Here is a 25,101-nt window from a genome sequence, read left to right as displayed (position 1 = left end):
TTTCGATTTGTCGGAATCAATTGGTCGGAATTTTACACTGCGCAATTTTCGAGGGCGCAGTCGCAGGGCTAGATTTCTGCCGGCCTCGTCAAAATATGATTTATCTGTGGATTTTATAGTGTGGTGGATTTTTTCACCTCCCACGAGAATACGCTCTGCCCTTAGTTGATTCGAGGGTGGGATGCGAATCGGTCGAACTTTTACTGCCATCGTTCTTGCAACGGTGATGTTGAATATGAGTTCCTTGGCCTTGTGGGCGCAAACGAATTTGCGAAATGTGTCTCCGCCAGGCACGCCCGTTGTGGCGCCGACTTCAACACCAACGGAAAGTCCTCCCAGCAGCGGCGATACGCAACCACCATCCGAGGTTGCCAAGAAGCTGGTCGAGCTGACGAAAGCTCTCCAAGTGGATGGTGCTGCCGATGGCATTAGCAGCACCCAGTTGACGATGCTTATTGACGTCCTCCAGGCGCTTGCCAAGGCGCAAAGCCGACCGGATCCGGACAAGGAGCTGGTCGACAAACTGACCGCTCAGCTCAAGGAATTCAATAAGGCCGGCGCGACCCTGCCCGGTGATGCCTATGCCGATGCGCTGATACTGGCCGCGAACCAAGCGGACGAACTGCTCACAAGAAAGAACGCGGCAGCCTCTCTATTGCGTCTCGATGCGAAAATGGTCGCGGCGGTCGCCGCAGCGCCAAAGACTGATGAAAATGTCCGCAAGTCGCTCACGAATTTGCTAGCGCTGTTCACAAAGTCATGGCCGCCCGATCTGCTCGGAAAGATGCAAACCCATGTGCAGGCCATCACGGACGCAATTGGCGTTGACAAGGTCGCGGATACCAATCTGCAAACAATCAAAAATGACCGGGATGCCCGCACTGCTGTCGCCGGGTTGTATGCTCTTCTTATGCCGGTCGCTGTGGCCGCGCAAAAGCGTGTCCATATCGTGTCGGCAATCTACGGCGACCGCCGCGCCATCGGCAAGGTCCTGGCACGTGGCAAGGCGAAAGCCCCTGGATCGCTAGACCGTTGGTGCAATGCCACTGCAGCTATGCGCACCCAGTGCGAAAACAAGGCTTCGTGCACCGCTCCAGCCGGTGTCTCGACCAGCTTGTGCGGTTACGATCCGGTGCCATTTGTATCGCCACAGTACAAGACCGCCGTCGTTTTCTACCGTTGCCTCGACTCAAACGTGCCCGAAAATTGGTCTGGCGCGACCGCAAATCCTGGCCTCGAGAATGTTTTCGTTCCCGCTGACGAGAGGACCAGCTTTTCGGTCTCGCTGTGGAACGACAAACAAACAATCTATTGCACGGCGCCTTGATGACCGCTCGAGCAAAGCTACGATTGGGCATTCCGCTCGCGATTTGCATGATTGTTATGTTTGGCTTTCTGGCTGGCTGCAACGTGGCAGAATCCTATCGCGTGTCCTTGGTTCCAGGAGAAACTGCGAACAAGCAAACATCTGACACAGTCAGATGCAGCACAGAGGCTGGATCGTACTCCCTATCCATGACCACTTGGCAATTCGAGATTTCCAAATATCCGGCCTCTGCACCCTTCCTTGACAATCTCACTCCGATTTCGCATCCCGACACTCATTTCACCTACTGTCTGGACTATGTTGCAAATGCCTTCGCTGACGACACGCTCTCTGTGAGCTATGCGACAGGTCCGGCGGCTACGCCTTCAGCTTCCGGCATGCTCAACTATGTCGCATCTTACGCAGTTGACCAATCTGCCACCGTTATCCGGAAGCTGATCCGGGCTATCTTCGTGGTGCTTTCCCGCAGTCCGGATTTCAATCCAAGGGCAGCGGTCCAAACTGGCGATCCGGTTCTGCTTGGAAGATTCGAGGTCGATCCGCTCGATGCCGAAGAGATGGCGGCCGTCAACGACCGGATCAAATCGTTCGGCTTCTGCCTCGTTCTCGATGACTACAGTTTCGAGATGAAGGAAACCTCTCCAGAAGCCTACTGCAGCAACCCTCATCGAATATCGTCGAACTTCCCCTCGCAGAAGCTTGCCCATACCAGGCAAAAAAGATGGCTTCGGGAAAAGCCCGACCGTGGGGGAATTCTGTATCGGCCCCGTCTGCCCTACGGACTTTCCGTCTACACCAAGGATGACGCCGGCGGGCCTGGAACCTGGCAGCTTCGAGAGACGAAGACCGTCTATCTGGAGAACCTTTCACCTATCGTTTCGCTGGGCCTGAATCGCGTCGCCTTTGCCAAGAGCAGGATTGGCCTTGAGTTCGACAACGGCGTCCTGAAGAACTTCTGCCTCGCAAGGTCCGGCTCCGTCCGAGGAATAGTCGAGATCCCACTTGATATTGTCTATGGCGTCGTTTCGCTGCCAAGCGTCACGATCAAGGCGGAAATAGACCGCGCCAGCAAATCCCAGCTGCTTTTGGATGCTGAAGACAAGTTGCTTGTCGCGCAGGGCCAATTTATCGAGTTCGAGAAGAACAAAGGGGCGGCGAAGCCTAATATCAGCAAAGGCACAGGGGCCATTATTACTGGCACTACGGGCTGCGGTACGGGCGGCTGCTCCCCTCCCCTACAATCACCGACCAATCGGGAGAGGCAGCGTTTATCTCGCCGGGCGTTTGCGATGACATCGCCGGGGAGTTGCCCAGATGACAGCTATTCGCAACCGACTGGCTCGCGTCCTTCGGTGCTTCATATCGATGGCCATTGGCCCAGCGTTTATGTCGTTGGCGGGCTGTCAGCCAGTTTTGACAACGACTTCGTTCGAACAGGGAAATCACAAAAGTGAAAACGGCTTCGCCTGCCAAAATAGTGCTGGCGCCTACGCGCTGCCGAAACATGTTTTGAAATTCGACGTGACTTACACTGAAGCCGACCCCGACCCGGCAAAAGGCACCCCAGCCCGATACGACATTGGAGCTGTCGAGATTGTGGCGCAGCCTGACCCGACACGGATTTACTGTCTGGATTTTCTTGCGTCAGCCTGGGCTGAGGACAAGGTCAACATCCAGCGTGACACGGGGCCAGACAAGCGCGGCGGACTGCTTTTGGAGCAAATTTCCACATCGAACCATGACCAGACCCTCGACATTGCCAACCAGATCGTCGACGCGGCGGCAACTGTTGCTGCGGCTGCAGGAACGAGAGGGGCTGTCGACGTCATTGATAAGAAATTGGTGACAGCTCGCTTTGAGGTCGATCCGTTCGATCGCACGCAAATGCTACGCGTGAACGCCGCGCTCCGTGACCTTGACTATTGCCTGTTTCTGGAGCCCGCCAACGATCCGTACGTCCCAAAGTGGGAGAACGATTTGTGTTCCGGATATCGTCCTCAGGCCAAAAAGGAATTTCCCTATTATGGACTCGATATCATAGACCGAAATCCGCCACCGAAGTCTGACGGCATCAAGGGCGTTCTCTATAAGCCGCTTCTTACTCACAAGCTCGTCACCATGAAACGCAATCGCGATCCTGTCGGTCCGGCGTGGCAATTGTTTGGCTCGCAACGCGTAACCATGGCAAACGCCGCCCCTGCCATGATGCTTGAGATCAAGCGTTCAGCGTTTGTGACTCGCAGCATGAAAATCAAATTCGAGGATGGCAGCCTGCAATCCGTCAGCGTTAGCAAGCCGAGTGAGGCCAATGCACTGGCCGATTTTGTGTTGCGAACAGCTCAAGTGGTCATTTCCATCCCTGTTCGGGCACTGGTGATCGGGAAAACCGATGCCGAGAACAAAACAATGTTGATCGCGGCGCAAGCTGAGCTTTTGGCCACGCTTCGTGCTTACAACGCTGAGGTCGAAAAGCAGGCGGGTGGTAACAATTCCGACGGCAACGCGTCTCCCCAGCGCTCAAGCTCCAGATTCGCCTCTCCCGATGCCGATACAGGCTATGGCTCCGTCTCTTACGATGCCTGCATGCGAAATTCTGTTCTGATGCATCCGACAAATCCGGAATCATTTTGTGCTGGCCTCGAGGCGAGTGCGGGACAGTGATCGGACTAGACTGGTTGCTCTCCAAAACTCTTTTCGGCTGGCCTTATTGCTCTGCTGGACTTGCATCGTCCTCAGCGAAGTGGCGGGCATTGAGCCCGACACTTGAAGTTGCGCCGTTCACGCTGAGCCAGGCCAGGACATCGACATGGCCGACGACGGAATAAATGCCGCCGCCGCCACATGATGTCGCGCCGTACTGCGGTACACCCGATAGCCCGCGGGAGGTTATGCCGATCAGAAATCTGTGAACCTCTTCAATGCCATCGTGTCCCATAGTCTTTCCAAACCAATATACGGGGCCGCCGCTGTCGCCATCGCAGCTATCAACCCCCGGAACTGCTGAAGAAATGAGGTCTGAAAGCACGAACTCACGAAAACTGGCGCAAGGCGATCCGGCATAGCCGCCTCTGATGCAAAAATAGTCCTTGATGGGCGTGAACGCGCCGAGCAAGCCGTTTGGAAACGCGCCAGTTTCTGTACGGCCGTAACCCGCGATGAATGCGCGCCGAGCGGTCGTGCCCTCGAAAGGCAATGTCATCTGCGCGATCGGTGGCGGCTTGATGTCTTCCCCAGCTATCTGGAGATAAAGCACCGCAAGATCGCGGCCAGGTTGCGGTTCAAGTTCGCGAATACAATCGAACCCCGGGAAAACGACGGGAGCGCGATCAAGCGTTATATCCTCGGAGCTCAGATTGGGGGCGCTCAAAAATCGCACACTATAGCTTTCCGGGATACCACAGCCGCAATGGCCTGCTGTCAAGATTCGATCGGCAGCGACCGCCACTCCGGTGCAAAAAGCTGGCGATCCGTCCTCAGCCTTGAAGACAATTTTGACAACCTCCGGCAATATAACAGGCGTGCCTTCGAAGACCTCTGTTCCGTTTGTGACCCTGTAGGCGCTGAATGCTTTGTGGGGATCGTAGGGTTCGCTCGGCGCGGTCGCGCCTTGTTGCTGAAGGAAGTATTCACCGTTCATTCTGGTCTTTGGCTGCTCGGCTTCTTGAGCCCATGACGCACCCATTGAAATCGCGAGCAGCCAAGTCACGCCGGCTCCCACGGCTCGAACCAGATGCCAAGTCCCATTGCACTGGCGTGGCCGGTGTTGCGCTTTTGTCAACCGCAGTGGCATCAATGGACCGGGCTGAAAGCCGAGAACGTGATGTCTTGGACATCGGACAGGCTCGGACCTGCCTCGCCGCCGATATCGCCAATGCTGTCACCCGCAGGGATGTCTATCTGAGGGCAGCGCAATCGCGAAATGAGGTTGTCGTTCTCGACCCAATATTCTATTTTGATGCCAGCGGCAGTCGAGATATTCGGAACTATTTTTCTTACCCTGCCAATATCGGGTCGCAACGACGATTCCGAGCAATATCTATTTAGAGATGCTCTGTCTTTAATCTTCACAAACTTGTACTTCATATCCGTTGTCTGAATAACATCATCCCAGACACTAATTGCCTTTATTACGTTAAGCCGTCCAGACGACCATACGGTGTCCTTGAGCTTTTCGTTGAAATCGACGGAGGTCAACAGCCGATTTTTCACGCTGCCGGGGTCGGCAAAGCCCAGCGTATTCAGCAGTGCGGCGACGAAGGAAACCGATGCGGCGGCGGGGGACGTCCCATTGTCTTCTACCGGGTTACCCTGATCGTCGCGTGTCGGGACTGAGCAACCTGGCGCTAGCAGATCCACGAACTGTGATGAATAGTTGGAGAATGCGGCCTTTTCCCCCTGGAGATCGTGAGCGCCAACAGTGACGACAGTCCGTTTATGATCACCGCTCCGCCCGCCGTAGCGAGCTGGAAACACCAGGGGACTGAAGTCGATATTTCGACCTTCTCCTGATTTCGCGTTCCCGGCGGCGACAACAAAAAGCACATTCTGTTTTGCAGTGATCATCTGAGAAACGGGAAAAATATTCTGGCCGCTGGAAAGGCTCATATTGATAACGTCTGCACCTTGATCGGCCAGATAACCGATTGCGCCAGCTAGGTTTTCGGCTCCAACGGTCGCACCCGGATCTCTCGCTGACTCAAAATTCACAACTTTCAGCCTGATCAATGGCACGGTCGGCTTGCCTGTCCATTCGGTGGCAATTCTCGGGCCGCCAAGAATGATCGCTGACATTTTAGTGCCGTGAGATCTGATCTCGCTATCGTCCGGATAGGGTCTGACATCTCCACTGCGCGAGTTGAAATTGATACCGTAGATATCGTCTACAAAGTTGTTTTGCGGCACGTCGTCGTCAGTATCTTGCGTCCCGACAAGCTCCCGAGGATTGGGTGAGAAAAACGCCAGTTTGAAAAAACTATCGCCGATCTCGCTGATGCCGGTGTCGATTATCCCGACTGTCGCCGATTTGGCCGTCGATGAGTTGAATGCATCGCTTTGCGCCTTTTGGATAGCAAATCGCTGTGCCAGTAAGTCCAAGTCCACCGCCGACGCGGCACCGTTGCCAGTGGAGCAGCTCTGCGTGGAACTTTCGAATTCAACCGAATTGACGACACTGAATTGGTATGCTTCCCGGTTCTGCGTCTCTACCGCAGGCGCCAACGTGTTTTCAATTTGCGGAAGGACCGATGTAGCGTCCTGGGCCGCGTTCAAAAGGTCCGGCAGACTTCGTGTCGATTCTGGGCGTTCGGCGAACACTCTGATCTGCGATGCCCAAGGCACGGTTACCGTCTCGCCGATGGGCAGCTTCTGCGCAAACTCATGAAAGCTGTTTGCTCCGAATTTGGGACCGTTCAAGTCATAGAACCGGTCCAGTGTCTTCCTTCCGAAAACACCGTAATTGTCTTTCATGATTTTCTCTGGAGTATCCCCTTTGGCAATCGTGACCTCGACATTCCTTTCCACCTTCAGACAGAACGGCACGGCTACCGCACTCCCCTCCGCCACCAATGTATCCGGATTGCTCGCCACGTTCAGTCGCACGCTTTCCGCCAGAAGAAAGTCCGAAACCGCAGGTGGTTGATCGCCACAAGTCTCCGTCACGACCCGCCGAAGACTCGCCCCGCCCTTTGTCTCGATTGTCTTCCAGATTGGCTCCCCAGCTTTGGCTAGCTCGATCTGCAATGTTGGCGCGATGTTGGCGACGCCGCGCAGCTGCCAAAGCGCATTGTCGTCAGCCGCGGCCATCCCGGGGCACAAAACGACGGCGGAAGAATACAAAAACAGAGCGATACCCTTCACGTATTTACTGCGCATAAGGTGCCTCCGAGGATTGATCGGCCATTCGCTATGTCAAAACTGATCCGACACGGCTGCAAGCGCTCGAATTTTGACGCCTTTGTTGGCGCCCTCACTGTGGTTCTTGGTGGATGTACACCCGGCATTGGTATGTACGCCGATCAGTTTACCGCTTCCATCGCGGATGCCTGCTCCGGAAGACCCGCCCCATGTGTCGATGTCATCGTAGAGCAACGTATTACCTGCTGCGCTCAACAGCCGGCCGGCTTCAATTTTCTTCGGTTCGCCTTGAGGATGTTGAATTATGCCCACGACGTCGCCTTCTTGAGGCGCCTGCTGAGACAAAGAGGCCGGCGCAATGCGATCACCGGGCAATTTGCCCTCAGGGTCGCGACCGAGCTCGACGATTGAGTAGTCCAATTTGCCCTGCTCAAGCTCAACAAGCCGCACGACCGGAAAAACCTTCGGTGTCCTGATCTGGCCGGTGTCCTTGTCAACCTGATACTCGAAATTGGCCACGAACAACGTGGCAATGACCGACGGCTCCGCATAGATGCGTTCATGGTTGATCCCGCGCTTGTAGGGAGAGGTCCAACCATATTTGTCCTGTATTTCGAAACAGTGCCCTGCGGTTAAAACCAAAGTATCTGTAATAAGAGTGCCTGTGCACCAACGCTGGCCGGAAACGTTTCCTGGAAAATCGTTGGGAAGGCGGGACCTAATCGATGTCTCATTCAACCACTGCAGCTGAACAGTCGATGGCTCATTTGCGCGAACGTAGTCCTGCGACACACCGAGTGAACCGTCATACCGTTCAACGTCTTGAAGGTGATTTACGTCCCCGCACTGAGACTCGACTGAGACCCCCGGCGGGAACGGGAGAGCGGGACGTTCATCAACCTTGTAGTCCCGCGTTTGCGCGCCTGACCATCCGAAATATAGAACTCCACCGCACAAAGTTGATACGATCAAAATTATTCGTCTAACTTGGTACCCTGGCATTTCGACCCCCCGGCGGATCCAAGCATAGCTGACAACATCAAAACTCGTTAAACGAGATAGACATATATTTTCTCTTGTACAACGTGATAACTCTGTGTCCTGCGGATTCCATCACTCGTCAGTGCACAAATGCTGACGCCCGTAAATTTATGTCAATGAATTTTATGGTACCACGAAGTAGTTGCGGAGCAACGTGGTTTTTCAGATTTCCAATTTTTCGACCTTTGAAGGGGCGTCGTTGCTCTATAAAAAGCGCCGTTGCCAGTTGCAATGCAAGCCGCGATATTTGCAGCCGCACCCCGTTCGATTGGAACTGTCATAGGGACCGTCGATGGTGCAAGACGCATGGCCACGCAACGGCAGCACGTCCAAATCCTCCTCGACGCGGCGGCGATAGGCCAGCGGCGCACCATTGCAAATCGTTGCGAGCGCGCCCGCTTCGCCATTTCGGTTGACACTTTCACGCTTTGGTGGCTCGTATAACGCGGGTGGGAGTACGACGATGACCAGGTTTGGATGTTGGTTATTTGCCTTAGTCTTGGGTCTTACTGGCCGCGCCAACGCGGAGATAACAAATCCCGACCTAGTAGAACTTGCCTCTGGGTATATGCGCTCGTTGAAGCCTGCCGAGCCGAGCGAGACCGTTGTAGACCTGCTGGCTGAACTCAGCCAGGCGCGCAAGACCGGCAATGTCGCTGCGATCGTTCGATTGAGTGAATCACTGACATCGCTCGACAAGGACAACGGGCAGTCTTGGCTTGCTTTGGCCAAAGCCTGGGCCAGCTCGGACTCGGCCGCCAGCAACGGACTGGCCGCCGCCGTGCGGAGCTCGCAATTGGCCAAAAGCGACGGCGACAAGATCGAAGCCCTTCTGCTGGCATCATCGAACCTGCGAAGCCGCCTGGAGCGCGAGCGGGCTCTCTTCGATGCGGCAAAGGTAAAGCAAGACGAGGCGCGGCTTCTGCTGGAGCAGGCTTCGCGGCTGGGGACCGATGATGATGACTTCGTCGCGCCGGATCCGAACAAGCCCAATGGCCGTATCCAGACGCTGCAGCGCACACGTGAGCAAGCCGAAGCAGACATGACGGCCATCAGCAAGGATGTGGCCGAAACAGCCGCATTTTTGGACGATGTGTATCGTGAGATACAGACTACCGTGCCGCCGCTTGCCAAGGCCGACCTGAAAGGCGGTGACAAGCGCTTGAATTTCCGCCCGCTCGTGTACCCAGAACGCAATAGCCCGGTCGACTACCAGATCGAAGGCGCGGACATACGAGTTTGCATCCGATTCGATCGTGCCCTCAACGAAAACAGCCGCGAGTATAGCGCCGCGGTGAAACTTTCTCTGGATTCGGACGCGCTGCCCGCTGAATCCTTCGACGCACGCGCCGAAGGGTCGATGCTGTGCCTTTTGCGCCTGAGGGCCGGGAAAACCTACTCGGTCCAGCTGTTGCCCGAACTGGCGGCAGCGGATGGCTCCAGATTGGGACCTGTCGAGGCCCTCAGCATCCAGCTTCCCGAGCTGCCACAACGCATCGGATTCGGCGATGGGGAGTTCATCTTGCCCCGAAGCGGCCGCGGGGAATTGCCCGTGTCGCTGACCAACATTGAAGAAGAATTTCCGATCGAGATCCACCGGTTGGTGGACCGATCGCTCTACCGGCATCTGGCGCTCGGCCATATTCGCAACGGCATCCCGAACCGGGAATACCAGGCATTGCTGAAGACCTTCTCCGAGGTTTTGTGGACGGGCATGGCCAAGCGCAAGATCAAGCCTGACGAACGGAACACGACCGTGCAGACTTTTGTGCCGGTCCGCCGCATTCTCGACGACCGTGATCTTTGGCTGAGAGATCCAGCACGCAAGAGCACGACGGATGCCGCAGGGATCAGCTCCATACCGCCCCTGCAGCCGGTCGCTGATCTGTCCGACCCTCTATTGTCGATCAACGGCACCTACCTGGCGGGTGCGTTCGATACCGATTCCTACACATCGCAGCTTTACGTGCCGGGCGTTTATGCACTTGTCGCGCCTATAGACAGCGAAGGTCCGGAAAAGAAATTTCATTGCACCGACCCGGATGACACCCATTGCGAAGTCTATACCGCGCAGTGGTTTGTGATTTCCGATATTGGCCTGTCGTTCTACGAGGGGCAACACGATTTCAGCGTTGTGGCGCGATCGCTGAAGACTGGCGAAGCCGTCGAAGGCGCCACGGTCCAATTGGTCGCTCAAAGCAATCGGCTGCTTGCGGAGGCGAAGACCGACGAGTTTGGTGTGGTGCACTTTCCGGTAAGTCTGACTCGCGGCACGAGCAGCAACGCGCTCGTGGCGATTCTTGCCGACACCGATAAAGACTTCAATTTCCTTCAATTCGGTTCGGAACGGCTCGACCTGTCGCGGCTCAATGTCGGCAACACGCTCGAACAGGGCCGGGAAGCTGCATTCATCTATACCGATCGCGGCATCTACCAGCCTGGCGAGCAAGCGCAAGTATTCAGTCTGCTGCGGGACCGCACGGTCGCCAATCCGGCCAATGTCGCCTCCGAGTTGCGCCTGGAAATCTCAGATTATCCGGTCTTGTCGGAAAAGATCGAACCTTCCCAATGGGCGGCTGGAGCGTTCATGGCGCCGATCAAAATTCCCGCCGCCGCCAAACCTGGTCCCGCGATGATCGCCTTGATGTCGGGAGACCAACGCCTTGCTGAAAGCCGCATAGAAATCGGCCCGATCAAACCGGATCGTGTACGGCTGGACTTCGGAAGCGATAGCGCAACCTCGCTGAGGGTGACCGCGGCCGATAAGGGTAAGGCGCGGATTGAGGGCCAGGTACGGGCCCAGTATCTCTACGGTTCCGAAGGTACGAACCAGGGGATGGCGGCGGGATTGAAGGCGGAGGTCATGGTCCGTGTATCGCCGCAGCAAACGCCGCCCGGCGCCTGCCATGGCGATTTGAGTTTCGGTGAATTCGATGACAAAGGACTACCGACAGTCTCAAGAAGCTTCATCGACTATACAGATGAGAATGGCGTGCTGGCATTGTCGCTCGACCGGGTGACTCTGCCGATTTCGACGAAGCCATTGGCTGCCAATGTCGAGGTTACGCTGTTTGACAGTTCAGGGCCGCTGGCCTCAGGCCAGTTTCCCGTGCCCGTCCCTCCGTCGGACGTGACGCTTGGCATTTCGGCATTGCCGCGCGTGACCCCGACAACGACAAACAGCTACAAGCTCGACCTGGATCTGGCGATCGTAGGTCGAGATGGCTCGCTGGTCCTCGGCCGCGATCTCGTTGTCACCGTCTGGCGCGAGCGTGAATCCTATTCATGGGAAAATGTCGACGGCGTCTGGCAACATGTCGTGTCCCGTCCGCGCGAGCCGGTTGCGACGCGTGAGATAAGGATAGAGCAGACGGCAAAAGTTTTCGGCGCACGGAATGGGTGTGCCGGCCACGTTGTGCTGGAAAATCTTGCGCCAGGCCTTTCCGACGGCCGCTACATCGTATCGGTAAAGGACAAGTCGTCGTCCGCATCGGCTTCCGTGCGTTTCAACACAGGTGTGGCACAGACTTCGGTCGAAGACCTGGAACCGAACCTCTTCGTGCTGTCCGCGACCAAGGAACGCTACGAGCCGGGCGAAGACATCGAACTGCTGGTGGACAGGCCGTTCGAGTCCGGCAAAGTTCTGATCGCCATCGCCGATGGCGATGTCTTGGATTGGTCCGAGCACGATCTGACTGCTGGTAAGGTCACAATCAAGGCGAAGCCCGAATGGGCCGGCAAAGGGCTGCACGCACTTGCCACGGCCTTCAGGGCCGAACCTGGAGGCCAGCTCCGCCAGATCGGCCCGGCGCGCGCCATCGGCGCGACCTATTTTGAAGTCGCCAACGCAAGCGCTGTTTTCGGTGTGTCCATTCGGCGCGACGTGCCGTTGGAGAACGACTACATCCGGCCCGGCGAGCCGCTGACCTTTGAGGCCTGCTTGTCCGGGCAGAATGGCGACTGTGTACAGCCGGAGGGACAGGAGGCATTCGCGGTGGCATTCGTCGTCGACGAAGGCCTGCTGGGTCTCACCAACCACGCGGCGCGTTTTGACGCCATCGCGACAGCCTTCTTCGGTCGCGAGAAGATGTCGCTGCGCATCATGGACAATTATGGGCGCCTGCTGAGGGAAGGCGGCGACAGGCCGGGCCGACAGGCGCTGTCCAATTACAGTTCCAGGCACATCGTAGCGGCGGGCATGGGTCCGGTGAAGTTCGAGAATGGGCGTGCGTCCTTCACCTTCGCCAGCACGCAGTTGCAGACGGGTTCGCTCAAAGTCTACGTCGTAGCCTGGTCCACCAACCGTATTTCCACGGCTGTACATACCGTGGCGGTGCGCAATCTTCTCGTCACCAGCCTCGGTACGCCTGAGTTCCTGTTGTCCGGTGACAAACCCATCCTGCCGCTACGGCATTGAAAACCTCGGCGTGGCCAACAATCCCGGGCGACTATGCTCTGACGCTGAAGGGGCGAAGGGGGCATAGCGGCAAACATCACGGCGCTCGACCGGCACGCCGCTCCCTAAGGATGCGGCAGGTGCGTTCCTTGTCAGCGCGCCGCAGGGACACCCGAAAGACCTGTCCTTGCGCCTTGAGATCCCGCAGACGTCGAAAGGCGGCTCATGGAACTCGCCCTGGACATAGCCGCCGTTGGGCAGCCCGATGCGCTGCCCCCTGAAGAGCGGCGTCGAACGTGGACACTTGACGTGCGCCCGAGTGCGATCGTCGCACAGGAGACCTTGCCACCGTTCCCGCTCGGCTCCAGTCCAGAAGATATCCAGCGCAAGCTTGAGGGCGTGGTCAACGGACGTTACGATCCGGCGACGGTGCAAGTCGTCATGCGCATGGCGAGCAAGGGGGACGAATTGCGTCTCGCAAGTTCAGGCTCACCCGATCCAGCCGATGCCGAACCGGTGCTCGACAAATTGACGTGGCTCGGAATGGTCGGCCTGCAGACATCGGCCGGTGACGTCGATGCGGCAGCCAAACAACGCGTCCAAGCCGACATCGAGGGCATCCAGGCCTTGCAGATGGTTGATGGTGTTTTTGTACCCTATCGCACGGATGGCGAATTTCTTCCGACCGAACTTGGGTTCGACAGCAAGAAGTCCCAATATGCCGGTCGCAACGGGCTGCTGCGCAACGCCTCGGCGCTTGACTTCCTGATCCGCGCTCAAGGCAAGGGATATGCGGTGTCGGAGGACGCCATCCGTAATTCGCTCGCTTATATCAGTGCGCGTATTGCAGATGCGATCCGCAAAAAGTCGCTCGATGACGATCTCACCATCATCTGCTCTTTCGAAGCCCGCTATGCGATGCTGCTACTCGCGCAAGAGGACAGGCTCGACAGTTCCCAGTTGGAGGAGATTGGCGGCTGCGGTGGCGCCGATAGTGCTGACGATCCCCCGTCCGAGGGCGTGTTCTCGCAACTGGTCACGCTGGCGGTGCAGTCGCAGTATGGCAAAAAAGTCAATCCCGCCGAGACCCTGACGACGGCCTATGCCAAGCCTAGCGACTATCTGGGCGATCTCGACGACTATCGCAAGGCCGTCGCGCTCAGCATGCTGGCAAACGCGGATGCGGACGCTGCGTTGCTGAAACCGGTGGCAGAGTCTTTCTTGAAGCGAGACAAGCCACTCGATCTCAAGACGCGAGGCTGGCTTGCCCGCTCGATCGCCGACCTGAAGGCGACGGACCCGCAGCCGTTGAAAGTCGCCGACCTCGAATTGAGCGAAGACAATGTGGTCACGATCAAGGAGCGCGGCGACGGCATTCTGGAAAGCGATCCAGTCGCTTATAGTGATCTGCACGACATTACGGTCGCGAGGATCTCAGGTCCGGACTCGCAGGCGTTTTTTACATTGAGCGGCAACCTCATCGACGCCGATGGCAGCGCCCTGCCCCCGAGAGTCTGCGCCGCCGCTTCTTCCGGCAGAAGACGGGAAAGGAAATTGACATCAGCCACGACCATCTGAGCGTGGGCGAGCGGATCGTCGTTGTGGTCGAGGCGAACGCTTCGGTGCTCGGCGATCTGAAGGCGAGCGGTGATCTCGGCGCCAGCGACAATCCACTGATGTTGGAAGCTTTGCTGCCAAGCGCGTTCACGATGGTATCCCCCGACCTGTCCGGTATCGTTCTGAACGGCGATCTGCGCAAACTCGAAATGCTCGGATCTGTCCGATCCATGGATGCACAGCCGCAGGGGTGGAAGTCCATTGTCGTGCCTGACCTGGGCAAGCCGACCGTCGGCCAGGACGCACCTGCCGACGACGCTGCCGCAGATGACGCGGACGAGTCCGAAGTCGAAGAAGATGGTGAAGCCGCCGCCGGCCCGGAACAGGATGGTGCCGACATCAGCGGCAGCGAAACAGAGGTCGCGCCAGAGGTCGCTCCAAACACGATCGTGCTTCGCCAGGGGTTCATTGTCAGCGTCGCCGCCGCGGGGTCGTTCCTGTTTCCACCCGACGACAATCGAGCGGCTCGACCTCCCCGGCGATACCCTGATCAGCCAGCAGTTGCGCTTTGAGGTCGATGGCCCCGGCACAGCCAGATGAGAGCGCTACGCACTCTCGCCCGCGTTTTCGCCAACGGCATCTTTGCGGTGGTGTGCCTGCTGACGGCATTAGAGCTGTCGGTTCGCAGCGTCACGCTGCCCTCGCTGAGCAAGCTCGACGATCGTTCAAGTCTTGTCTACGCGGCCGACGGCGAGCTGCTGAACGGCTTCCAATCACAAGACGACAAGTGGCGACTATACGCCAGGTCAAGCGCTGTCGATCCTCGTCACCTGGAACGGCTTCTGGCTTACGAAGATCAGAACTTCTACGCGCATCGCGGCGTTGATTTTCTCGCGCTGGCGCGCGCCGGTCTGCTCACGTTGCGCGAAGGCCGCGTCGTCTCCGGCGGCTCCACGCTTACCATGCAACTCGTTCGCCTGCTCGACCCAAGCCCGCGGACGGTCAGCTCCAAGCTGCGCGAGAGCCTGAGAGCCATCAAGCTCGAGCGTGTGCTGTCCAAGGAACAGATTCTCGACGCGTACCTCACGCTAGCGCCCTATGGTGGCAATCTGGAGGGCATCCGCGCCGCGTCACTGACCTATTTCGGGAAGGAGCCGACAGAACTCACCCTGGAACAGTCGGCGCTTCTGGTGGCATTGCCGCAGGCTCCGGAAACCCGGCGACCCGATCGCGCGCCCAAGGCCGCGCTCGCCGCGCGCAACCACGTGCTGTCGACGCTTGCGCGACGTTCGGTCGTCGCCGAAAGCGGCGCGCCTGGCCGCCGCCGCGCAGCCTCTTGGCGTACGCGCGGAAGGCCTGCCGCGACTGGCACCCCATCTCGCACTGCGGCTGAAGCCAACGTTGACAACCGACGCCGGGATATCCACGCTTCTCGACAAACATCTACAAACTGCCCTGGAGCAGGTAGCAAGGACGGCGCTGCGCGATTGGGAGCCTGGGGTGAACATCGCCATCATAGTCATGCGCAACAGCGATGGCGCGGTGATTTGCTATGTCGGGTCGGGTGACCAGACAAACGAGAGCCGCCAAGGCCATGTAGACTTGGTCCGGTCGATCCGCTCGCCCGGTTCGGCGCTCAAACCCTTCATCTATGCGATGGCGTTTGAGAAGCTTCTCGTGCATCCCGATACGATCGTAGCCGATCAGCCAATCGACATCGCCGGATACCGCCCAGCAAATGCGGATGGGGAATATGCAGGCGACATCTCCATCCGGCAGGCGCTTTTGTTGTCGAAAAACACGGTGCCTGTGTTGTTGATGGACAAGATCGGCGTTCCCGCCTTTCTGGCCCGCTTCCGCACGGTGGGTTCGCCACTGCGCCTCGGTGCATCGGACTCCGAGGCCGGCCTGGCTGTCGCACTGGGTGGCGTTGGCGTCTCGCTGGAGCAACTCGTCTGGATGTTCTCCGCCTTCGCCAATGAGGGAGAACTGAAGCGTCTGCGGTTTGCCACGACAGACCCGGAGGTTACGCTGGGCGATCTCTTCGAGCCGGCAGCTGCCAATGCCGTAGCCGACATTCTTGCCGACGTACCGCCACCGGCCGGCCGCCCTCGCCTCGAAGCGCGCGACGGATCGCGGCGGGTCGGCTTCAAGACGGGGACGTCTTATGGGTTTCGCGATGCTTGGACGGTTGGTTTCGGACAGGTTGCATACCGTCGGCGTGTGGATCGGCAGGCCGGATGGCGCCCCTTTGCTTGGCGCCTATGGCGTGACGGTTGCGGCGCCTCTGGTTATGCGCGTCTTCGAGGAGCTTCCGGTGCCGGCTACCGGAGCAGGCGCCGGAAGAAAGCCACTTGGCGCCCTCGCCAGCCCGCGCGACTTGCCCCCACGTCTTCGCAGATTTGGGCCGCCGCTGGCCTCAGTGGCATCGTCAACCGTTCGGATTGAATTTCCCAAGACGGGAACGGAAATCGTTGGACAGCGGGGAGCCGATGGTACTGCAACCTTGCCAATGCGCGTCTCCGGCGGACGCCCCCCTTATGACTGGACGATCGAGGGCGAGGTGCATGCGGCGACGCGCACTGGCGAACTTCAGGCTGCGATCGCGCAACGCGGACAGATCGAGGTCCTCGTCCGCGACGCAGATGGCAAGCAGGACCAGGCATCATTCTGGCTCGACTAACCGGCCGATGCCTTCAATTCTGGCCGTCAGGGCCGGCTGTTGCGTCGGCGATAAATTGATTGATCGCGCCCGGCTCAAGATCGGTCTGGAATGTATTAAAATACGCAAGCAAGGCCCGAACCGTGTCCCCACCGAGCGTGATCGCGGGATTGGCGGCAACGCCATAGCCCGCGCCTTCGAGCTCGTCGCTCAGGGCCGTTCGTGTGTCGGGATCGAGCGCCGTAAGCTCGCTCAACACCTCGCCCTCGATGCTGGCTTGCGACAGGCGCACCTCATACTCGTCGACGTTGGTGGAGGCGAGTGCGATCAGGCGGTAGTCGCCCGGTGTCAGGTGGGCGTGCAAATACTCGCCTGCGTCGTTGAGGTTCATTGACTGCGCGATCGGTTTGCCCTGGCTGTCGATCAAGGCCAGATCGACGTTCCCTCCAACGGGCAAAGCCGACGCCGTCAAATCCACCTCGCGGGTAAAGTTAAGGTGCGTATCCATCGCCAAACCGGCTTTGGCTCCTTTCTGCCGGAAGCCGGTTCCTGATGCTATGTCTCGCTCTCCGATCGCTACCGAGTGTGCGGCAACATCGCTGTCGCTGACGAGCTTCAACGACTTGTCCGGCTCTCGCCGCGACGCTGCAAATTGCTCGTCGACGACCATGCCCAGCCAGCCGATCTTATCATCGCCGCCGCCATGGGTGCCGGCCGCCAAGATACGGCCGTCGCGGCCGCGCGCCACTGCCAGGATGTCCGATCCGTCATCCTCGGTTAGATACTGCGCATCACCAGCCGGCTTCTGGTCGATCGAAATCACGCGCCACAGACCCTGGTTGCGACCATCCTTGCTGAACGAAGCCGACCCTGCGACCAGCACCTTGCCGGGCCAGCGCATCGGAACGACTGCGCGATAGCGGTCGCCGCCGCGCGTATCCTTGCGATCGCGATAGGGATGCATCTCGATCCAGCTGTCTTCGTTGCCGAACCCGAACGTGCCGACCATTGCGGCCTTTGCCTTGGCGGCCATGTCGAACCCGCTGCCGGCATAGACGTATTGTCGTGGTCCTGCGGGCGCGACGGCGTTCGCGACCTCCCCCGCGCTGCTGCCGGAAAGGACGTAGGGTTTGCTGATCTGCCATGTTCCGCCCGCATCCTTTATCTTCACGGCGATCGCATTGTCCTGGCAGCCGGCGCCTTCCTCGGCCTTGTCGGCGGCGAATCCGACCCCGACAAATTCTCCAGGGTTCGCCCCCGCCACTATGTCGAGCAGGGCTATTCGATTATGCGGCCCAGCGGAGGTGCTGCCGAAGCGTTTAATGGTTGCGGGAACGGTCGTCGCCGATGTGTCCGCAACAGAAAAGACGATTGCTTGCGCCCATTTCTCGCAGGTGCCGCTGTCATTGCCGTTGGTTACCCTGCCGACGATCACAAACCGTTTCGCAGCGGCGTCATAGGTTGCCGAATGCAGGATCGTCGCGCCCTCCTGATCCAGGCTCACTGGCTCCGACCATGTCACGCTGCCGTTCGACGCGATCAGTCCCAACACGCCCACTTGGCGCAGATCTTCGGATGACCCGATTGCGGCCCAGCCCACCGCCAACGCACTGCCGTTAGGCCCCGCGACGAGACGGTTGATCGTGGGGGCGTCGGCCGCCGACGTCAACCAACGCGGCCGCGGCAGAGAGCTCGCCTCGACGTTCAGTCCACTCGCATCGATGCGCAGCAGACTGAGTTCGATGCCCCTCGCCGCTATGGCTGCGTAGCCATGGTCGATCGCAGTGAGCGTGGCTATTGCGGAATACTCAGGAAAACATTTGCCAACTGTTGCCTCGCCGCATTGTTCCTGCGCTGCCGCTGGTATGGCCAAGATAAGGCCGAGAATTGAAAAATGGAAAATCGCCATCACAAGCGCGGCTGCAAAATACCTCCCGGTCGTCATCAATGCACCCCAGTTGTTGACTGTTCTACCCTCAACTGGAATGATGCTGCCGTTTTGCGTCCGTCGCAAGAGCCGTACGGGCGAAGGTCTTGATGAGGGCGGGGTAAGATGCAAAAATTTCTTGCCGCAACACTGTCTGTGTTGTTGGGGGCTTTGCTCATTGCATCGACTGCAAATGCTCAGGATGTAAAACTTTTTCCCGACAAGACAAAGCCGATTGGAATCTACCAGAACAGCTATGCCCTGATTATCGGCAACGGGGACTATGATTTCCAGACAGACCTGCCCAAAGTATCGGCTGACGCCGACATTGTGAGCGCTGCGCTGGCGCAACAGGGGTTCCAGATCGACCAGATCGACCACAATCTGAGCGGCAAAGCGCTACGCGAACGGGTCCAGGCGTTCGTCGACAAGTACGGATACCAGGAAGACGCCCGTGTCGTCATCTGGTTTGCCGGCCACGGGGTAACCATCAACGGCGAAGGCTATCTCCTCGGCAAGGACGCCCCTGTAATCAATCTGGACGTCAAGACGACGTTGAACGCGACGTTGCGCGACTTCTACGGAGCGGCCATGCCGATACGATCCTTCGGTACGATTCTGCGCGAGATGCGTTCGCACCACGTCATGTTGGTGCTGGACAGCTGTTTTGCCGCCACGATCTTCGCAGACACCAGGTCCGGCGCGACGAGAGCGCGCAGCATTGAGATGGAGAATCCTACCCGAGAGATCATCACCTCCGGAGGCGTCGGCCAGAAGGTGGCCGACGACGGCAAATTCGCTCAGCTCTTTGCCGAGGCGATCACCGGCAAGGCGAGATATGAAGGCAAGACGGCGGACTCCAATGGCGACGGCTATTTGTCGGGAACCGAACTTGGATATTTTCTCTCGCAGGCTGCAGAAACCCCGGTGCAAAAGCCACAATTTGGCAAGTTGCCATCGGCCAACGCAAAATCCAATGACGTGGCTGCTGGCATCGATGTGGGCGGCTACAACTTCGAGCAAGGTGAGCTTTTCTTCGTGATGCCCGGTGGGGTACCTACCCCAAAGGAAGACCCCGACAATGATCCAAACATCGTCGACGAACAGATCGAGTGGCGCGACCTGGCCGAAGGCACGCAGATCGCAGTTGGGGCGGACCCAGCGCCTGTCTATATCCATGAACCGCCAAGTGTCGGGGAAAAAAGTACTCGTTGCGTAGCCGCGAGAACTTTCCAGCGGTCGGCGCCAAAGTCCGATTCCAGGTGGCAAAGATTGGCGACAAGCAGTGGGTGCGCTTCGAGCAAGACCATATCAAGCACTATGTACTCGATGGCGACGTCGCCATCGTGCGACCCAATTGAGCGGGAGCGATCCAATGCATGACAGGCAACGCCGTTCGGGTTTCCTCTTAGCGGTTCTGGTGCTGATTGGTGGACTGCTTTCCCCCGCTGCCGGCGCAGCCGGCATCAACCGTGCGCTGCTCATCGGCGTGAGCGACTATCCAGGGCTCGGCCCTAAAAAATCACTCAAAGGCCCCGCCAACGACGTGGCACTGTTGCGCGACTACCTGCTCGGCACACCGGGGTTAGGGTTCATCCGCGAGAATATCGTCGTTCTCGCCAACGGCGTGCCTGCGGCCGATGGCCTTCCCGAGCGTCAAGTAATCCTGTCGGCCATGGACAGGCTGGCGGATGAAGTAAAGCCCGACGATTTCGTTTATCTCCATTTTTCCGGCCATGGCTCGCGCCAGCGGGTGGGCATCGACACGACCGAGCCTGACCAGCGCGATGAGGTATTTCTTCCGGCCGACACGCAGCCGCCGAAGGACGGACGGTATCCGAACGCCGTGATCGACGATGAGATCGGCCAGCACATCGACAGGATCCGTCGCGCTGGTGCATTTGTGTTCGTCGTCTTCGATTCGTGTCAGTCCAGCAGCGCAACGCGCAGCGGCCCCGGCGGATCGGCCGACGAACAGGAACGCTGGCTGCCTGAACCGGTGGTCGATACGAACGGATCGCCTTCCCCAGAGCGGGAGCAACCGATCGGCAGCGCGGAATTCGGCGCCACAACCGCGACCAGCGGCGGCATGGCGGCGTTTTTCGCTGCGCAGACAGTCGAGCCGACACCGGAATTGCAACTCCCCACGCGTGCGCCGGGGATGAAGACCTATGGTCTTTTTACATACGCAATTGTCGATGTGCTGGCCAAGAACCCCGGCATCACCTATCGCCAGCTGGCTGAAGGGGTGATGCATTTCTACGCTGTATCCAATCGCCAACGACCGACCCCCTTGTTCGAAGGCGATCTCGACCGAACAGTTTTTGGGACGGTGGCGCAATCGCGCATCCAGCAGTGGCAGATCCGGGTGGCCGATGATGTGGCGACGGTTGCCGCCGGAAGGCTGCAAGGGCTGGAACGTGACGCGGTGCTTGCCGTCCTGCCGGACCCGAATGCCGGCACAGAAACGGCCATCGGTTATCTGCGCGTAACGCAGGCCTCGACACTAAATGCGGAACTCACGCCCATCGAGCACGCCGGACTCCCGGCGATAGATTTGGCCGCGCTCGGTCCAGGCACATTCGCGCGGCCGATCGAAATGCCGATAGAGTTCGAATCATCGATCGCCTTTCAGCCATCCGCGGCGCCGGCCTTTGCCGCTGCGAACGAGACGGCGAAGGCAGAGATAACAAAAATCGTTGAAGACAAGTCTCTGCCGTTGAACTTGAACCTTGTCTCGCCAGGCGAGGAAGGTGCGCTCAGGTTGCTCGTTGCCTCGGAGTCCGAACTATACCCCGGCACACTGACTGGCACTGCACCCCGGCTCTGGTTCCTAGGCGCCGATGGCCGCATCTCGTCCGATCCTCGCTTGAAGCCGCACTCAATCGGTCTTGAGGGTGGCATCCCGGACGACAGGCTTTCGCAGATAAAGTCCAACATTGCAGCAGTGTTCCGCGCCACGAGCCTGTCTCGCCTCACGGAGGCGTCGCCATTAGGCGGAGGCGCCGCCGACGTCACTTTCTCGGTCAGCGGCGAGGGTCAACGCACACTTGCGCCGTTCAATGCACCGATCCTCAAGCCGGGCGCGACGATCGATATCGCTGTCGAAAACCTCGGTGCGCGCCCGGTCGATGTCGACGTCTTGCTTATTGGACCAGATTATTCGATCCGACATATGATGGGAAACCGGTTCCAGTCCATGGAGAAACTGCCGCCAACACCGATCATCGGGGTTGCGGGCCAACAGCTTCGGTCCGCGGCAGGTGATCGTCGTCGCGCGAGAGGTCGACCCCAGTTCGCCGCAGGCGGACCTGAGCTTCCTCGAACAGGTCGGCGTGCGCACGCGCGCCGGCGACACACAAGGCGCGCAAGGTCTCGACGACCTGCTCGGGAGCCTGGCGAACGCGCCCCCGACGAGATCCGCACTCATCTACAACGCCCGCGAGCGGCCAAGGGCTTGGGTGAAGTCGTATTCCTTCCAAACCTTACCCTGAGATAACTGCTGCGCAAATGCTTCTTAGAATCGCTTCGACCTTTGCTGGCGGCCGCCGCTCGTTCGCGGCACATCGAGGACATGCTGGGGACCTGCCAGCCGCCTGGAGAGAAGCGGATGCGCGGCGCCCGGCAAGGCCGCATCGACGTGCGCAGGAAAGGATGAGCGCAAAACCAACATTGGCAGGAAAACCCGGGTAAATGCCGAGGCAAGACCGGATCTGATGGCATCGACTCCTTCGAGGATCTGGGTCTGCTGCAGCTGATCCAAGAATCCCTTAACGTATAAAGCATGCGACATGAACCTGTCGGGTTGTTTGTACTCAAACGACTATTGCGACACAATATCGTTGGCAAAAGAACGTCCGAATGGGTCTGTCGGCGGCGCCGTCCTGGGAACGAAAAAGAAGAGAAGCAGAACTTCCGTGTGCGATTTTTGCACACGGTCTCCCGCAACTATCTGATATTACTTATCTATCCGCCCATCCATCATTGCCCCTGACAATGGCTCCAACTTGCTGTCACGCCGCATGCCGACGATAGCAAAAGAACGCCTCCTCAATAGTCGGTCTTGCGATGTAGCGCTCTTCCGACTCGAATGCCCAGGTGAGGGCTTCGATCATCCGCATTGGGGGCGGCCAATATCGTCGGCAGGAGATCGTCCCAAAAGAGCTGTCGAAGGCTAAGTCGTGAGCACAACCAAAAAACAGAAGCAGAACTTTGGTGTGCGATTTTTGTACATGCGATTATTTAATTTTGCTTACTAATTTGCCCAGCCCACCATCACCAGCCACTATTCCGATCCGAGACCGCGAGACTTCTCTCAAAGCCCCGCCTTCGCTGCGAGATAGGGTGCCAGGGCAAGCGAGTAGCTGGCGGTCAGATGATGACTGTCCCGCCAAACAATGATGTTGCCGACAACTGCCGGGCATAGTTGCGGCCCGCAAATGGCATCGACCATATCGATAGCGCCCACATTTTTCTGTCCCTCCGCGGCCAGCGCCAACACGTTGCTCCGCTCTATATCGCTCAGTTTGGTGACGCATTTCGTTGGCGTCGAACTCAGGCAATCGCCCGGGTCGAATTTCATAAAGGGCGTGTTGCGGATGGCAACGATTTGCGAGCCGGCGTCCGTCAGCCCGCTCCAGAGACTTCGCAGCCCCTCGATCATCACGTCTTGCTGAACCGCTCCGTAATTGGACTGGCTGGTGAAGATCAGATCCGGTTTCAGCTTTAGGATCTCGGCCAGCACCTTTTCGTGCCACTGCGCGCATAAGACGTTGGGTTTGCCATCCGCCGTGATGGCCACGCGGGTGAATGGGCAGGCGGATTTTGTAAAGGTAACCAGTTTGAAGTTGCGGTCCTTTGCGATCTTGTCCAGTGCCGGCACCCACTGGGCTGCATGAGAATCTCCCACCAGAACCATTGTTTTCGCACCCGTGGGATCGCCTAGAGAGCATCGTTTGGGCTCCGAGCTTTCCTCCTGGTGGCACTTCCTTGCATACACGACCGGCACGTCCCGCCTCAGCCGGGCCAGCGGCGGCAGAAGGTTCACACCGTCCGGGACCACGGCGCCGGAGACGAGAGCGGCGGGCCCAGGGTAGGAAGGCGTGCCGATCAGCGCGGTGTCGATGCGTTCGGTCTTCAGAAAGAGCAGCAGGCTGCCGGATGCGGCCACGCATGTGAGAACCGCCGCGGTGCCGTATCCCAGCGGCTTCCACCAGGCGCCGCCCCGGGCTTGCCGGTAGCGCTGCTCAACATATCGATAGGACAGATCCGATAGAAGCAGGGTCGCCGCAATCAGGCCGAAACCGCCGGCAAGGGTCAGCGAATGACCCTGCGCCTGGGAGATGGTGATCAGCGGCCAATGCCATAGATAGACCGAGTAGGAGCGATCGCCGATGAAACGAAGTGGCAACGAATCGAGCCCACGAAACCGGCCGACTTCAACCTCGCCAGCCAGGATGACCAGCACTGTGGCCAAGGTCGGCAACAACGCACTGACGCCGGGAAATGGAGTTGCAGCGGAAAACAGCAAGGCGGACGCAACGATGCCCAGGATGCCGGCAATCGCCAGCCACTGTCTAGTGAGTGCCGCCAGTCGAAACTGGTGTTCGGTCAGCACCAGCAGACCACCCAGCGCCAATTCCCACAGGCGGGTATGGCTGACGAAATAGGCCTGGGCCGGATCCGTCGCCGTCAAAACGACAGAGGCAACAAGTGATGCCGCGAAAATGAGCGACAACGCCCCGATCAAGCAGGCCCTCAGCGGAAGGTCACGGCGGCGCGCCAGCCAGATCACGCCGATCATCACCAACGGCCAGGCGATGTAGAACTGCTCTTCGATGGAAAGCGACCAGTAGTGTTGCACCGGGCTCGGCAAGGTGTCGGCCTCGAGATAGCTGACCGCAATCGAGGCCAGCCGCCAGTTCTCGACATAAAGAGCGCTCGCCACGATCTGGTTGCCTATTTCCTCCCAGCGCGCCTTTGAGATGAAAAGCAGCGTGCCCAGCAATGCGACCAGCAGCACCAGGGTTGCTGCCGGCAACAACCGTCGCACCCGTCGCGAGTAGAATTCGATCAGTGAAATCCGGCCGTCGCGCAACGCCATCTGCGCCAGCAGGCCGGTGATCAGATAGCCCGAGATGACGAAAAAGACGTCGACGCCGATATATCCGCCGGGAAGAGCATGGGGCCACAGGTGAAAGACGACCACCAGACCGACGGCCAGTCCGCGCAACCCCTGTATTTCGGGCCGAAACCGGCGTCCTTCATTTTCAGGCTGCAAAACGACACCGCAAGTTCAGAAGACCTACATCAAGGGACAATCCGAACCGCATTTCAAC

Annotated in this window: 16 protein-coding genes; 11 read left to right on the top strand and 5 right to left on the bottom strand. The window is 58.6% G+C overall.

Features of this window, described 5'->3' with window-relative positions; genetic code table 11:
* Positions 1 to 181: 181 nt before the first annotated feature.
* The 3 genes from NL532_RS15980 to NL532_RS15970 all read left to right on the top strand — a co-directional run bounded on the left by NL532_RS15980 (position 182) and on the right by NL532_RS15970 (position 3,988).
* A complete protein-coding gene (locus tag NL532_RS15980) occupies positions 182 to 1,327 on the top strand; it encodes a hypothetical protein (RefSeq protein WP_155923779.1) in 1,146 nt (381 codons plus the stop codon).
* A gap of 188 nt (positions 1,328 to 1,515) precedes the next feature.
* On the top strand, positions 1,516 to 2,781 hold the full coding sequence (locus tag NL532_RS15975) for a hypothetical protein (RefSeq protein ID WP_286487374.1): 1,266 nt from the start codon (positions 1,516 to 1,518) through the stop codon (positions 2,779 to 2,781).
* Positions 2,741 to 3,988, top strand: coding sequence for a hypothetical protein (locus tag NL532_RS15970; protein ID WP_286487373.1), 1,248 nt, complete (start codon positions 2,741 to 2,743; stop codon positions 3,986 to 3,988). Before NL532_RS15975 ends, NL532_RS15970 begins: the two co-directional genes overlap by 41 nt.
* A 43-nt stretch (positions 3,989 to 4,031) precedes the next feature.
* Here NL532_RS15970 and NL532_RS15965 read toward each other — a convergent pair whose 3' ends face one another.
* The 3 genes from NL532_RS15965 to NL532_RS15955 all read right to left on the bottom strand — a co-directional run bounded on the left by NL532_RS15965 (position 4,032) and on the right by NL532_RS15955 (position 7,972).
* Complete coding sequence (locus tag NL532_RS15965) at positions 4,032 to 5,033, bottom strand: trypsin-like serine protease (protein WP_196813835.1); 1,002 nt, start codon at positions 5,031 to 5,033, stop codon at positions 4,032 to 4,034.
* Between the two features lie 83 nt (positions 5,034 to 5,116).
* Positions 5,117 to 7,198 (bottom strand): S8 family serine peptidase, encoded by a 2,082-nt coding sequence (locus NL532_RS15960; RefSeq protein WP_023828698.1) that lies wholly within the window; start codon positions 7,196 to 7,198, stop codon positions 5,117 to 5,119.
* A 36-nt stretch (positions 7,199 to 7,234) separates the two neighbouring features.
* On the bottom strand, positions 7,235 to 7,972 hold the full coding sequence (locus NL532_RS15955) for a trypsin-like serine peptidase (RefSeq protein WP_196813836.1): 738 nt from the start codon (positions 7,970 to 7,972) through the stop codon (positions 7,235 to 7,237).
* A gap of 712 nt (positions 7,973 to 8,684) precedes the next feature.
* On the opposite strand from NL532_RS15955, the gene NL532_RS15950 reads away from it, so the two are divergent.
* The 6 genes from NL532_RS15950 (at position 8,685) to NL532_RS15925 (ending at position 16,857) form a co-directional block, all read left to right on the top strand.
* Positions 8,685 to 12,638 carry an MG2 domain-containing protein gene (locus tag NL532_RS15950; RefSeq protein ID WP_286487372.1) on the top strand — a complete coding sequence of 1,318 codons (3,954 nt, stop codon included), beginning with the start codon at positions 8,685 to 8,687 and terminating at the stop codon, positions 12,636 to 12,638.
* A gap of 204 nt (positions 12,639 to 12,842) precedes the next feature.
* Positions 12,843 to 14,195, top strand: coding sequence for a hypothetical protein (locus tag NL532_RS15945; protein ID WP_286487371.1), 1,353 nt, complete (start codon positions 12,843 to 12,845; stop codon positions 14,193 to 14,195).
* Positions 14,196 to 14,197: 2 nt separating this feature from the next.
* Entirely contained in the window at positions 14,198 to 14,746 is a 549-nt protein-coding gene (locus NL532_RS15940) for a hypothetical protein (RefSeq protein WP_286487369.1), read from the top strand.
* Between the two features lie 24 nt (positions 14,747 to 14,770).
* On the top strand, positions 14,771 to 15,742 hold the full coding sequence (locus tag NL532_RS15935; protein WP_286487368.1) for a transglycosylase domain-containing protein: 972 nt from the start codon (positions 14,771 to 14,773) through the stop codon (positions 15,740 to 15,742).
* Complete coding sequence (locus NL532_RS15930) at positions 15,675 to 16,622, top strand: penicillin-binding transpeptidase domain-containing protein (RefSeq protein ID WP_286487367.1); 948 nt, start codon at positions 15,675 to 15,677, stop codon at positions 16,620 to 16,622. Before NL532_RS15935 ends, NL532_RS15930 begins: the two co-directional genes overlap by 68 nt.
* Complete coding sequence (locus NL532_RS15925) at positions 16,597 to 16,857, top strand: hypothetical protein (RefSeq protein WP_286487366.1); 261 nt, start codon at positions 16,597 to 16,599, stop codon at positions 16,855 to 16,857. Before NL532_RS15930 ends, NL532_RS15925 begins: the two co-directional genes overlap by 26 nt.
* 13 nt (positions 16,858 to 16,870) lie before the next feature.
* On the opposite strand, the gene NL532_RS15920 is transcribed toward NL532_RS15925, so the two are convergent.
* Positions 16,871 to 18,781, bottom strand: a complete 1,911-nt coding sequence (locus NL532_RS15920) for a hypothetical protein (RefSeq protein ID WP_155923783.1) — start codon at positions 18,779 to 18,781, stop codon at positions 16,871 to 16,873.
* A gap of 108 nt (positions 18,782 to 18,889) precedes the next feature.
* Here NL532_RS15920 and NL532_RS15915 point away from each other — a divergent pair, with 108 nt between their 5' ends.
* Together NL532_RS15915 and NL532_RS15910 are read left to right on the top strand one after the other, a co-directional pair.
* Complete coding sequence (locus NL532_RS15915) at positions 18,890 to 20,146, top strand: caspase family protein (RefSeq protein WP_286488145.1); 1,257 nt, start codon at positions 18,890 to 18,892, stop codon at positions 20,144 to 20,146.
* Entirely contained in the window at positions 20,139 to 22,262 is a 2,124-nt protein-coding gene (locus tag NL532_RS15910; RefSeq protein ID WP_286488144.1) for a caspase family protein, read from the top strand. The genes NL532_RS15915 and NL532_RS15910 overlap by 8 nt, the downstream gene beginning before the upstream one ends.
* 816 nt (positions 22,263 to 23,078) lie before the next feature.
* Here NL532_RS15910 and NL532_RS15905 read toward each other — a convergent pair.
* Positions 23,079 to 24,995, bottom strand: a complete 1,917-nt coding sequence (locus NL532_RS15905) for an acyltransferase family protein (protein ID WP_353654663.1) — start codon at positions 24,993 to 24,995, stop codon at positions 23,079 to 23,081.
* Between the last annotated feature and the right edge of the window lie 106 nt (positions 24,996 to 25,101).

This window comes from Mesorhizobium sp. C120A, from assembly GCF_030323105.1.
In the GTDB taxonomy this organism is placed as follows: domain Bacteria; phylum Pseudomonadota; class Alphaproteobacteria; order Rhizobiales; family Rhizobiaceae; genus Mesorhizobium.
The sequence above is the reverse complement of the archived record's forward strand: the minus strand, read 5'-3'. Positions and strand labels throughout refer to the sequence as shown.